This window comes from Curtobacterium sp. PhB25 (assembly GCF_004365375.1).
Classification (GTDB): Bacteria; Actinomycetota; Actinomycetes; order Actinomycetales; family Microbacteriaceae; genus Curtobacterium.
This window is the reverse complement of the sequence record NZ_SODR01000002.1, coordinates 319,343-331,516: the sequence shown is the minus strand read 5'-3', so window position 1 is coordinate 331,516 and position 12,174 is coordinate 319,343. Positions and strand designations below refer to the sequence as shown.

At 72.2% G+C, this 12,174-nt stretch carries 9 protein-coding genes; 3 read left to right on the top strand and 6 right to left on the bottom strand.

Going from position 1 to position 12,174, the window contains the following annotated elements; genetic code table 11:
* Window positions 1-47: 47 nt before the first annotated feature.
* Window positions 48-1,247 (bottom strand): amidohydrolase, encoded by a 1,200-nt coding sequence (locus tag EDF51_RS06100; protein WP_111084558.1) that lies wholly within the window; start codon window positions 1,245-1,247, stop codon window positions 48-50.
* 74 nt (window positions 1,248-1,321) lie between these two features.
* On the opposite strand from EDF51_RS06100, the gene EDF51_RS20135 reads away from it, so the two are divergent.
* Both EDF51_RS20135 and EDF51_RS06090 read left to right on the top strand, forming a co-directional pair.
* The gene (locus EDF51_RS20135; protein ID WP_134194174.1) at window positions 1,322-2,734 is read left to right on the top strand and encodes a Fic family protein; all 1,413 of its coding nucleotides are present in this window, start codon (window positions 1,322-1,324) and stop codon (window positions 2,732-2,734) included.
* A 9-nt stretch (window positions 2,735-2,743) separates the two neighbouring features.
* On the top strand, window positions 2,744-4,888 hold the full coding sequence (locus tag EDF51_RS06090; RefSeq protein WP_134194172.1) for a S9 family peptidase: 2,145 nt from the start codon (window positions 2,744-2,746) through the stop codon (window positions 4,886-4,888).
* Between the two features lie 90 nt (window positions 4,889-4,978).
* Here the strand turns inward: EDF51_RS06090 and EDF51_RS06085 are convergent, their stop codons facing one another.
* The 3 genes from EDF51_RS06085 to EDF51_RS06075 are packed head-to-tail and all read right to left on the bottom strand — an operon-like array spanning window position 4,979 to window position 7,667.
* Entirely contained in the window at window positions 4,979-6,508 is a 1,530-nt protein-coding gene (locus EDF51_RS06085; protein WP_133936701.1) for a CYTH domain-containing protein, read from the bottom strand.
* Window positions 6,505-7,344, bottom strand: a complete 840-nt coding sequence (locus EDF51_RS06080; RefSeq protein WP_134194170.1) for a hypothetical protein — start codon at window positions 7,342-7,344, stop codon at window positions 6,505-6,507. The genes EDF51_RS06085 and EDF51_RS06080 overlap by 4 nt, the downstream gene beginning before the upstream one ends.
* The gene (locus EDF51_RS06075; RefSeq protein WP_134194169.1) at window positions 7,341-7,667 is read right to left on the bottom strand and encodes a helix-turn-helix transcriptional regulator; all 327 of its coding nucleotides are present in this window, start codon (window positions 7,665-7,667) and stop codon (window positions 7,341-7,343) included. The genes EDF51_RS06080 and EDF51_RS06075 overlap by 4 nt, the downstream gene beginning before the upstream one ends.
* A 68-nt stretch (window positions 7,668-7,735) precedes the next feature.
* On the opposite strand from EDF51_RS06075, the gene EDF51_RS06070 reads away from it, so the two are divergent.
* The gene (locus tag EDF51_RS06070; protein WP_134194167.1) at window positions 7,736-8,008 is read left to right on the top strand and encodes a mycoredoxin; all 273 of its coding nucleotides are present in this window, start codon (window positions 7,736-7,738) and stop codon (window positions 8,006-8,008) included.
* Window positions 8,009-8,123: 115 nt separating this feature from the next.
* Here EDF51_RS06070 and EDF51_RS06065 read toward each other — a convergent pair whose 3' ends face one another.
* Both EDF51_RS06065 and EDF51_RS06060 read right to left on the bottom strand, forming a co-directional pair.
* Complete coding sequence (locus EDF51_RS06065; protein WP_165901102.1) at window positions 8,124-10,250, bottom strand: DEAD/DEAH box helicase; 2,127 nt, start codon at window positions 10,248-10,250, stop codon at window positions 8,124-8,126.
* Window positions 10,251-10,873: 623 nt separating this feature from the next.
* Window positions 10,874-12,118 carry an aminoglycoside phosphotransferase family protein gene (locus EDF51_RS06060; protein WP_111084551.1) on the bottom strand — a complete coding sequence of 415 codons (1,245 nt, stop codon included), beginning with the start codon at window positions 12,116-12,118 and terminating at the stop codon, window positions 10,874-10,876.
* Window positions 12,119-12,174 lie beyond the last annotated feature (56 nt).

The following is a 12,174-nucleotide window of genomic DNA, read 5'->3' as shown; positions in this document are numbered from 1 at the left end:
CGCGACGTGCGGGCACGTCGCGATCCGGGCCTCCCGGCTCTCCCCCGCTACCAGCGCGGGGTGGTGACGCCGACGCCGTCCGCCCACTCGAAGACCTGCCGGCCGTCGATCCAGACACGTGTCGCGCGACTGGTCGCGTCGAGCGGGTCGCCGTCCCAGAGCACGAGGTCGGCGTCGTGGCCCACGGCCAGCCGACCGACACGGTCACCGAAGCCCAGGAACTCGGCCGGGTTGACGGTGAGCGCCTCGAGCGCGGTCTGGGCGGGCAGTCCCTCCTTCACCGCGGCCGTGGCTTGGTCGACGAGCATGCCGATCGGCACGACGGGGGCGTCGGTGGTGATCGCGACCCGGACGCCGGCTGCGGCGATGGTGGCGAGGTTCGGGATGCCGCGGTCACGGAGCTCCACCTTCGAGCGGCTCGTGAACAGCGGGCCGTAGATGACCGGGATGTCCTTCTCGGCGAGCAGGCTGGCGATCTTGTGCGCCTCGGTGCCGTGGTTCACGACGAGTCGGTACCCGAACTCCTCGGACAGCCGGATGGCGGTCGCGATGTCGTCGTGGCGGTGGGTGTGCTGGTCCCAGACGAGTTCGCCGTCGAGGACCCGGACGAGTGCCTCCTTCGTCAGGTCACGCGCGAACGGCTCACCCTTCGCGGCGGCGGCGTCACGGGCGGCGCGGTAGTTCTGGGCCTCGACGAAGGCGTCACGGATGATCTTCGCGACGCCCAGGCGCGTCGACGGCGTCTGGCCCTTGCCGCCGTACACCCGCTTCGGGTTCTCGCCGAGCGCGCTCTTGATGCTCACCGAGTCCGAGATCAGCTGTTCGTCGACGGTGCGCCCGCCCCAGGTCTTGATGGCGACGGTCTGGCCGCCGATCGGGTTGCCGGACCCCGGCTTCACGACGATGCTCGTGATGCCCCCGGCGAGCGCGTCGCGGAAGCCCTCGTCGTCGATGTCGATCGCGTCGATCGCACGGACCCCGGCCATGTTCGGGCCGGTCATCTCGTTCGTGTCGTTGCCGGCCTCGCCGTTCGCCTCCTCGTGGATGCCGACGTGGCCGTGCGACTCGACGAACCCGGGGACGAGCCACGCACCGGCGGCGTCCACCACGGTGATCCCCGGGGGCGGTGTGACGTCCGGGCCGATCGCGGTGATGCGGCCGTCCTCGACGACGACCGCGCCGCCGTCGAAGGCGGGGGCGGAGACGGGGACGACGTGGGCACCGGTGATCGCGAAGGAGTTGCTCATGCCACCAACGCTACGCGGGCCGGCGAAATACGAATTCCTGGCGTCGGGCGCCCGGGGGTCCCTACGCTCCCGGCATGGTGCATCGGAACGAGACCCCGGACGTCCACGACGGCTCGACCGCGCTCGGGGACCAGACCGCGCACAGCGGCGTGCTCGTGCACCGCGGATGGCCCGTGCACGGCAGCGCGGAGCGTCCGTGGCGCAGCGCCCGCCGGGGTTCCCGCGCCGACCGGATGACCACGTCCGTCCGCGTGTCGCTGCCGCCGCGGATCGCTCGTGCTCGGTGGGTGCCCGACGCCCGGACCGAGGCGCTGCTCGACCGCGCAGCCGCGGCGCTCCGGTCGCTCGACGTCCACCACGGTTCCCGGCTCGCGCCGCTCGGGTCGGTGATCGGTCGGACCGAGGCCGTCGCCTCGTCGCGGATCGAGGACGAGTCCGCGTCGCTCGACGACTGCGCCCGAGCCCTCGTGGGCATCCGCGCGAACCCGAGTGCGACCGTCGTCGTCCGCGCCGCCGGAGCGATCGAGGGGTTGGTCGCGGCAGCGGACACGGGCGTGATCACCGAGGCCGCGCTGCTCGAGGCGCACCGGCTGCTCATGCGCGACGACCCGGTCGACGGGCGGTACGCCGGGCGCTACCGCAGCGTCCAGAACTGGATCGGTGGCGGTGACACCCCGCGGCTGGCGACGTACGTCCCGCCGCCGCCGGAGCTGGTCGCGCCCCTGATGGCCGACCTGTTCGCGTTCCTGCACCGGACGGACCTGCACCCGATCGCCCAGGCCGCGATCGGGCACGCCCAGTTCGAGTCGATCCACCCGTTCACCGACGGCAACGGCCGGATCGGGCGTGCGCTGATCAGCGCCGTGCTGCGACGCCGGGGCGTCACGACGACGGTGACCGCGCCGATCGCCACCGCGCTCGCCGCGGATCGGGGCCGGTACTTCCGGCACCTCGCGCGGTACCGCGACGGGGTCGTGGACGCCCTCGTGACAGACGTCGCGATCGCCATCGGCACCGTGTGCGACGAGGCAACCGTGACCGCCCTGCTGCTCGACGAGCACGCGGCCGACCGGATGGCGGGTCCGTGTGCCACGAGAGCCCACGCCGTCGTCGGACGGGCGCTCTCCGACGACCCGGTCCTGACCGAGGCCCGACTGCAGGACCTCCTCGCCGGTGTCGACGACGGACCGGTCGACGAGGACCTGGCCGGCTGCGTGGCCGCAGAACTCGTCCACGCCGGGGTGCTGCGTCCGGTCACCGAGCGGCGGCGTGACCGTGCCTGGGTCGCACCGGCCGTCGTGGACGAGCTCGAGGCCTTCGAGCAGCGGGTCCGCGCGGGGGTGGCGGGGCGGACGCGGTCCGACCGGTTCCGGGCGGGGCGGTCGGCGGACGCGGTGCGACCGGTTCCGGACGGGGCGGCCGGCGGACGCGGCGCGACCGGTTCCGGGCGGCGTGACGCCCGGCTCGCCACGGGGCCGTGCGCATAGGGTGGGACGGTGAGCACCGAGCACTCCCAGGCCACCCCGCCCACCGCCGCCAAGCGGCCCGTGACGCGGACCCACCACGGCATCGACTTCGTCGACGACTACGAGTGGCTGCGTGACAAGGAGTCGCCGGACACCCTCGCCTACCTCGAGGCCGAGAACGCCTACACCGACGCCGCCACCGACCACCTCGCCCCGCTGCGCGACCGCGTCTTCGCCGAGGTGAAGAACCGTGTGCAGGAGACCGACCTCTCAGTGCCGGTGCGCATGGGCGACTGGTGGTACTTCACCCGCACGGCCGAGGGCAGCCAGTACGGCGTGCACTGCCGTGCGCCGATCGCCGGTCCGGACGACTGGACCCCGCCTGCCGTCGTCGAGGGCGAGTCGACCCTCCCCGGCGAGCAGGTGGTCCTCGACGGCAACGCGCTGGCCGACGGCCACGAGTTCTTCTCCCTCGGCACCTACGACATCAGCGACGACGGCACCCGCCTGGTCTACGGCATCGACGTCGAGGGCGACGAGCGGTACACCCTGCACGTGCGCGACCTGGCCTCCGGCACCGACCTGGGCGACGCCATCCCGAACACCGGGGCCGGCGCGACCTTCGACCCGGCCGGTCGCTACGTCTTCTACCCGACCGTCGACGAGTCGTGGCGCCCGGACAAGATCTGGCGGCACGCGGTCGGCACCGCCGCGTCCGACGACGTCCTGGTCTTCGAGGAACCCGACGACCGCTACTGGGTCGGCGTCGGCGTCACCCGGTCGTCGCAGTACATCGTCATCGAGCTCGGGTCGAAGATCACGTCCGAGGCCCTGGTGCTCGACGCCGCCGACCCGACCGGCGAGTTCCAGGTCGTGTGGCCACGACGCGACGGCGTCGAGTACGAGATCGAGCACGCCATCGTCGGCGGCAGCGACCGGTTCCTGGTCCTGCACAACGACGGTGCCGAGAACTTCGAACTCGTCGACGTCCCCGCCGACGACCCCACGTCCGAGCGCGACCGCCGGGTCGTCGTGGCGCACCACACCGAGCGCCGCATCGAGTCCGTCGACGCCTTCGCCGGGCACCTCGCGCTCGAGTACCGCTCCGAGGCACTCCCCCGCATCGCGATCATCCCCATCGAGGGTGACGAGTACGGCGACGCGCACGAGGTCCCCTTCGACGAAGCACTGTTCTCGGCCGGGCTCGGCGGCAACCCCGAGTGGGACCAGCCGACGCTCCGCATCGGGTTCACCTCGTTCGTCACCCCGTCCGAGGTCAGCGACCTGGACCTGGCGACCGGCCAGGTGACGGTCCTGAAGCGCCAGCCGGTGCTCGGCGGCTACGACCCCGCCGACTACGCGCAGGAGCGCGACTGGGCCACCGCGTCGGACGGCACCCGCGTGCCGATCTCGCTCGTCTGGCGCCGCGACGCCGTCGACGCGGACACCCCCTCGCCGCTCCACCTGTACGGCTACGGCTCGTACGAGCACTCGATCGACCCGGGCTTCAGCGTCATGCGCCTGTCGATGCTCGACCGCGGCGTCGTCTTCGCGGTCGCCCACGTGCGCGGTGGCGGCGAGATGGGCCGCCACTGGTACGAGAACGGCAAGACGCTGACGAAGAAGAACACGTTCACCGACTTCGTCGCGGTCGCCGACCACCTGATCGAGTCCGGCCGCACCACCGCGGACCGGCTCGTGGCCGAGGGCGGCAGCGCCGGCGGGCTCCTGATGGGTGCGGTGGCGAACATCGCACCGGACCGGTTCGCCGGGATCGTCGCCGCGGTGCCGTTCGTCGACGCGCTCACGAGCATCCTCGACCCCGACCTGCCCCTGACCGTCATCGAGTGGGACGAGTGGGGCGACCCGCTGCACGACGCCGAGGTCTACCGCTACATGAGCGAGTACACCCCGTACGAGAACGTCCGCGACGACGTGCAGTACCCGCGGATCCTCGCCGTGACGTCGATCAACGACACCCGTGTGCTCTACGTCGAACCGGCGAAGTGGACCGCGAAGCTGCGCGAGGTCGGGGCGCCGGTCCTGCTGAAGACCGAGATGTCCGCGGGCCACGCTGGCGTGAGTGGTCGGTACGCCTCGTGGAAGGAGCGGGCGTTCGAGCTCGCTTGGTTGCTCGACGTGCTCGGGCTGGCCGACGAGGCGCCCGCCGCCTGATGACTTGGTGAGCAGAAATGGTCGGGTTGCCCGCGGGCACCCGACCATTTCTGCTCACGAAGCGAACGCCCGCGGCCCGCGACCCGCGACTCACACGCGGTTGAGCGCGTGCACCGCCTCGTCGTAGGACTCCTCGGCCAGGCGCACCCGGTCCCCCGCGAGCACGCCGTAGCCGAACGTCCCCTCGCCGCCGCGTTCGGCGATCGCCGCGTTGGTCCGCAGCGCGTCGAGGGCGTGCAGCGATCGGACCCGCTCGGTCAGCACGTCGGCCGCGCTGCCGATCCGCTTCCAGAGCGCGTGCGGGAACGCGTCGTCGCCGAGGACGTCCATCGCCATCCGCGCCCGCATCGTGCCCTGCCAGGCGGCTTCGGTGGTCGCACGGTCGGCGGCCTCGCGCTCGGCGGCGGTGTCCGAGGTGTCGTCGGCGACCGCGGCCCGGACGAGCTCGCGGATGTGCGGCTTCACGACGGCGCCGACGTCCTGCGCGACCTTCTTCGGCGATCGGAGCGACCACTCGGTCGGGGTCGGCCGTTCGACGGCGTCGTCAAGCGCGTCGAGCAGCTCGAGGAACGGCTCACCGTGCACGAACGCGACGACGTCCCGCACCGACTGGTCGCGGCGTTCACGGGTCGAGGCCAGGATGCGTTCGCGGGTCATGGAGTCGACCAGGTCGTCCTGCGCCGGGGTCGACGCGCGCGGCAACCGGTCGATCAGGTACTCGTTGAGTGCTGCGCGTGCGGTCACGGCAGCCAGGCCGTCGGCCGCCTCGGCGGCGCGGTCGACGGTGTCGCCGGCGGCGAACGCCGGACGGTAGGCGCCGAGGATCGACGCGATCTCGAGGGCGGTCTCAGCCGTCTGCCGGAGGTCGGCCGCGTCGCCGGAGCGGAGCCGCGATTCCTGGCCGAGCAGCGCAGCGCGCAGCTTCCGCAGTCGCTTCGCGAGGACGCGTGCGGTCGTGCCCTTGTCCGGCTTCTCCTCGGTCTGGAGGCGCGGTGCCGGTGCTCCTGCCAGCCCGCGTGCCAGCTTGGACGCGACGGCGGCGGGGCCGGCGCCGACGGCCGCGAAGCGCGCATCGAGGGCCGCGAAGAGCTCGTGCGCGACCTGCGGGTCGACGCCCGCGACGGCCTCGACCTCGACCTCGCGCCAGGTGCGCGGCGTCTCCGGAGCGTCGTCGTCGAGGCGCTGAGCGGTCACCTGGTCGTCGGCGAGCTCGGCGACCTGGTCGCCGTCCTCGTCGAGCAGGCGGGTCACGGTGCGGGTGGTCGTGATGCGGACCACGGGGCGCAGGCCACGGCCGCGTCGCTCGGTGAAGAGCGCCGCGAGGACCTCGGTCGGCACCGTGTCGGCGTCGTCGGTCAGCGGGAAGTGCTGCTCGTGGCGGACCGTGTCCGACTCGGAGCGCTTGATGTGCCACCCGGCGTCGGGGCCGCCGGTCCGCCGGCGGACCGTGACCCGCGCCGCCACCAGGTCGTACCGCTCGGTGTCCCAGTACGTCGCATCGAGCTCGAACGGCTCCTGGTGCTCGGTACGGAGGATGCCACCGGCGCCGACGAGGTCGGGCAGGGCACCGCCCTCTGGCAGGTCGTAGGTGCGCTCGATCTCGAGGTGGGTGTCACTCACACGGTCTTGTCTACCAGGGCTTCACCGTGCGCCTCGACCACCGCGGGCGCATCGGTGGAGAACCGTGACGCCACCACGGCTCCGACGACGGCGACCAGGAACGGGACGAGCTGCCCGATCCACGACACCAGCGCCATCGCGGAGTACGGGATCCCCGAGCCGTTCGCTGCTTCTGCGAGCGGGAACACCAGCACGGCAGCGACGACGGGCAGGACGAGGAGCGAGTACGTCCACACCGGTCGGCGGAGCACCACGAGCCAGACCGCGAGCAGCCCAGCCGCGATGACGCCGACCTGGACCGGGACGTACACGGGGACGTTGAGCGAACCGCTCGTGATCGCCCACCACACTGCGGCGATGGCGAACACGGCAACGGCGCCGAGGACCCGGCGGCGGCGTGCGACGCCCGACACCAGCAGGACGCTCGTCGCGACAGCGGCGCCCGGCACCACCGCGAGCCCGATCCCGACCATGTCGAAGACGAGGCGCGCCTCCGGCAGGCCGTTGTACCGCTGCAGGAGCGCGAGGACGCCCACCGAGACGACGTAGGACAGCACCGCGAGCGCGATGAGGACCGGGATCGTGCGGATGGTGTGCGGTGCAGAACGGACGGGTGTCGGCAGTGCGGTCATGGTGTCCCCCCAGGTGGAACGGTGGCCGGCGCGTCGGTGGAACAGCGCCGTGGTGAACGCGCCGAACGCGAGTGCAGTCGGTGAGAGGTCGAGTTCGTGGGCATCGCGCACGTCGGCGAGCCACTGCTCGCGGCGAGCGGCGCGGTGTGCTGCGGGTGAGACGGCGACGGCGACCCCCACGAGCGCCCGGTCGAGCGCGCTCACGAGGTCACCGGCCGGTGGGCCGAGCGAGCCGGACGAGCGGGCGTCGCGGCGGACGGACGCGCGGCGACGAGGTCGCGTGCGGCGTCGACCCCGTCCAGCGTGAACTCGTAGAGCCGACGACGCGGCCCCGGCCGGCTGGTCTCGTCGTCCCACGACGACGTGATCCACCCCTGCCGCTCGAGTCGCTCGAGGATCGGGTAGACGGTGCCAGCCTGGCGCCCGGTGGCCTTGATGACGAGCAGCCCCCATGCCGGGCCGTCGACGGTCAGCAGCGCGTCGAGCACGTCGAGCGTCGGGGCGGTGATGCGTTGGATCGGATCCATGCGGCTTAACCTAGCTATATCGGATAAGCGCGTCAAGGCCGTCCAGAAAGCGGGGTTAGCCTGGCGCCATGAGCGACACGATCACCCGCGAGCAGTTCACCCCCGAAGCCGGCGGCGTCACGATGTTCACGACCACGTGGTGCGGCTACTGCGCCCGGTTGAAGAACCAGATGACGAAGGCCGGCGTGCCCTTCACCGAGGTCGACATCGAGCAGACCCCGGGCACGGCGGAACTCGTCGCCGAGGTCAACGTCGGCAACCAGACCGTTCCGACGCTCGTGTTCCCCGACGGCAGCACGGCGACGAACCCGTCGCTGGCCGAGGTGCAGTCCCGCATCTGAGCGACGCCCCCTGGCGCGAAGCCCCGCACAACCGAAGTCCGTCCGAACCGCGTGATCACGTGGTTCGGACGGACTTTGGTCGTGCTGAACGGGTGCGCGCCGCGCGCCGCGGTCCCTAGCCCCCGAGCGCCTCGGTCAGCAGCGCGGCCATGGCGTCGAGCTGGATGTCACCGGAGTCGACGAGTTCCTCGTCCGAGCCGTCGAGCGCGCGGGCGGCCAACGACGCCTTCGAGTCGATGAGCTCGGCGATCTTGGTGTCGATCGTCTGCGCGGCGATGATGCGCCACGCGGTGACGGGCTCTTCCTGCCCGATGCGGTGCACACGGTCGATCGCCTGGGTCTGCTCGGCGCTCGTCCACGACAGCTCGGCGAGCACGACGTTGGACGCCACCTGCAGGTTCAGGCCCACGCCGGCCGCGGTGAGCGAGCAGACGATCACGGCGACATCGGGGTCGTTCACGAACGAGTCGATCTGCGCCGTGCGCTGCGTGGCCGTCTGGTCGCCGCGGATCGTGGCGGTGCGCAGGCCACGTCGAGCGAAGACCTCTTCGGCCTGGTCCATCACGTCGAGGTGCTTCGCGAAGAACACGACCTTGCCGACGTTCGACGCGAGTTGCGCGGCGTAGTCCGCTGCGAGCTGGGCCTTGGCGCGGCCGATGCGTCGGACCATCGAGAACACGTTCTCACCGGTCGACGAGGCGTCCTGGTCCTCGAGCTCCCAGCGGGCGACCTGCCGGACGAGCTTGTGGTCGATGCCGACGACCGGGTCCTGCCCGGTACGGGCGTCGAGCGCCTGGTGGTACCGGCGGACGAGCTTCGCGGTGAGCTCGCGCTCGGCGTCGCGGATGGAGCGGCCCTCGTCGCCGTCGAGCTCGACGGGGATGTCGGCGATCCGGCGGGCCGGGATGTCCGCGGCGACGTCGACCTTGCGGCGTCGGACGATGCCCTGGTCGATGACGGCACGACGGGCCTCGACGAAGAAGCCCTGGTCGGCGGGGGTCAGCCCGATCTCCTCGAGCTCGTTCATGAGCTTCGCGCGGGGCTTCTTGTCGTCGATCCAGCCGAGGTACTCCCAGATGGTGCGGAAGTCCTCGACCGAGTTGATGAGCGGGGTGCCCGTCAGCGCCATGAGCAGTGGTGCTGCGGTGCGCTGCCGGATGCGGTCGGCGATCTGCAGCACGAACCGTGCCCGCTGCGAGTCCTTGTTCTTGATGAAGTGCGCCTCGTCGACGACCATGCCCTTGAAGCCGAAGCCACCGAGCCAGCCGGCGTGCCGGTCGAGGATCTCGTAGTTCACGATGATGATGTCGGCGAACCCGTCGAGGTCGTTGCCGTCTCCGTGGATGACGGTGGCGCGGTGGTTCGGCACCCAGCGCTCGGCTTCGCGCGCCCAGTTCGTCTTGACGACGTTCGGCACGACGACGAGCAGCGGGAACGCGTTCGCGGCGTCGGCGGCGAGCAGCGACTGCGCCGTCTTGCCGAGGCCCGGCTCGTCGGCGAGCAGGAACGTGCGGTGCCCCTGCGACGCGGCGGCGACCAGTTCGGCCTGGTGCTTCATCAGCGTGGTGCCGGAGCGGGAGTGCAGCGAGGTCGGCTCGGGCAGCGGCATCGTCGCCGCTCCCCCGCCTGCGCCGTACTCGAACGACTTGAACAGCGGACCGAAGAGCTCCCAGTTCGCCAGGCGACGCGGGTGCGCGACCGGCTGGTCGGCGAGTGCGAAGTCCGGCGGCAGGAACGGGTTGGCGAGCTGACGCTGCACGACCGCCTGCGGGGTGACCGCGCGCACCGGGGTCTCGGCGACCGGGGTGGGCTCCGCCGCGATGACGAGGTCCTCCGGCTGCAGCTCCATGCCGCCGGCGATCATCATGTCGCGCTTGACGGCGCGGGTCGCCTCGGAGACCTGCACCTCTTCTGCCAGCAGCTGGATGACGCTGGTGTCGCGGGCCGCGGTCTTCGCGAGGATCGTCGCCACGCCGTCGAGCCGCTTGAGCTGCTCGGCGCGCTGCGAGTCGGTGAGGTCGGTGTCGCCCTTCACCCGTGCGCGCTCTTCGCGCATGAGCAGTGCGACGGCTTGGAACTTCGTCCGGTTCGTCGCCTTGAGCGGTCCGCGCTGCGCCGCCGCCTCGACCTCGCGCACCGCGCGGGCGAGGACGGGGATCACGCCGTCGTTGTCCAGCGGCCTCGTCCGACGTGACGCGGTCCGCGTCCCGCCGGCAGCTCGCCGGGTGCCTGATCGAGCCAACGCTCCTCCTGTTCCGCCCACGCATCGGGGCGAGCCGCCCGTGGGGCGGAAGTCCTGCACCGGGGCCTGACACGGCTCCGGTTCGGCTGCGGGCCACCGTGGCCCACCGCATCGCCGGTCCCCGCTTCGGGACGTCCGGTGGAGTCCCGCGGACCGTTCCACCGCGAGCGCCTGCTCGGCGCCGGGTGCGACGGTCCGCGCCGGGATCCGGCGTCGTCACACGCACGTGACGCCCCCGCGGGGCGGTCACGGCCCGGTTCCCGCGTCGATCAAGTGATCGACGGCTGCGTCCGGAATCGACGCGGCACGCGGGAACGCGGTGCGTGCGCGCTCAGTTTACTCCCCGACCCCCGACAGAGGCGACTCCTCGTCGCCCGCGCGCGTCGCGCCTCCTGGAATGCCCCGTGTGCCGGCCGGGAGGCACGGTGCGGGCCCGCCACGCGCCTCCCGTCCGACGCCGGTCGCGTCCACCCCGCCGACGCGACAGATCCCGGATCCCCACGCCGACCACCTCGCCGAAGCGACAGATCCCGGACCCCCACGCCGACCACCCCGCCAAAGCGACAGATTGCCGCCAACGTTCCGCGCAGATCTGTCGCTTTCGCGACGGGGGCCGCGAGCCGTCAGACGCGGGGCGCGGACCGCGGGCGGACCAGGCCGGCCGCCGGCAGGACCGGAGCAGCCTCGGCCAACGCGGCCCGCGTCGCCGCGAGGAGCTGCTCGGCGGTCTGGATGCCGTTCGCGGAGCCGGTGGTCGCCTGGCCACCGGCGTGGGCGAGCAGCTGGGCACCGATGGCGGGCCCGATGCGGTCGGCCTCGCGCGGGTTGCGAGCGACCCAGTCACGGGCGATCGCGTCGGCGAGGCGCTCGGCCGCGGCTCCGCGGTCGGCGTCTCCGCGCGATCGGTGCCAGAGGCCGGTGACGACCAGGTGCGCGACGACTGCCCCGATGTCGCGGACCGGGAAGCCCCACCCCGCGGTGTCGATGTCCAGCAGGCCGGAGATGCGCCAGGGCTCGTCCTCGTCGACGAAGACCTGCTCGAGGTGCAGGTCGCCGTGCACGACCTGCTTCGTCGCGCTCGTCCAGCCGATCGACCGGCGGCCGATGGCGTCGTACAGGCGGTCGATCTCGTCGGCGTCCTGCGGCAACGCGGCGATGAGCGTGCGGCGGTGCCAGTCGGCGTGGTCCATGGCGTCGGCACGGGCCTGCTGGGTCATCGGGACGGTCGCGACCCGACCGCTCAGGGCGGCCAGCGACGCGACGAACCGCGGGTCGTCGGCGATGTCGAGGATGCGACTGCCGGCCGGCACGCCGCGGATCCGCTCGAGCACAAGGAGCCCGTCGCCGCGACTGGACAGCACCCGGGGCACCGGCAGGCCCGCCGCCACGAACTGCTCGTGCGACTTCACGATCGGCGCGACCCGGTGCGGACGGACGATCTTCAGGAACAGAGTGCGCTCGGGGGCGTCCACCCGCACCACCGCACGCTTGCCCGGTCGGTACGCGGCCACCGTGAGCACCGGGTCGGTGACCGGCATGCCGAGCGTCGTCAGGAGCTCGGCGACCGCGTCGCGGTAGGTCACCTGCGGCAGCACCGGCAGACCCGGGTCGTTCGGGTACGCCCACACCGAGACGGGTTCGCCGGTCGCGGGGTCGGTGACGATCGCACTGTTCTGGTCGTGCGCGCCGCCGGTGTCGACGTACGTCAGGACGGTGGCGCGCTGGCCGTTCCGGTCGACGGTGTCGACCTCGTAGCCGTACAGGTAGCCGTTGCCCGAGGGCTCGACGGAGTGCGCCCGTGCGGCCACGACGGAGGTCCCGGAGCCGGCGAAGGCCTGCGGGATGACGCGCTCATGGTTGGGCCACACGACATCAGTCAACCGTGTCCGGACGTTTTCGTCGCGTTCGTGCACGGCTCGGCGTG

Coding starts and splice junctions, on each gene's coding strand:
- EDF51_RS06075 (WP_134194169.1), bottom strand. CDS start 7,667: ATGGATCCGATCCAACGCATCACCGCCCCGACGCTCGACGTGCTCGAC.
- EDF51_RS06070 (WP_134194167.1), top strand. CDS start 7,736: ATGAGCGACACGATCACCCGCGAGCAGTTCACCCCCGAAGCCGGCGGC.
- EDF51_RS20135 (WP_134194174.1), top strand. CDS start 1,322: ATGGTGCATCGGAACGAGACCCCGGACGTCCACGACGGCTCGACCGCG.
- EDF51_RS06100 (WP_111084558.1), bottom strand. CDS start 1,247: ATGAGCAACTCCTTCGCGATCACCGGTGCCCACGTCGTCCCCGTCTCC.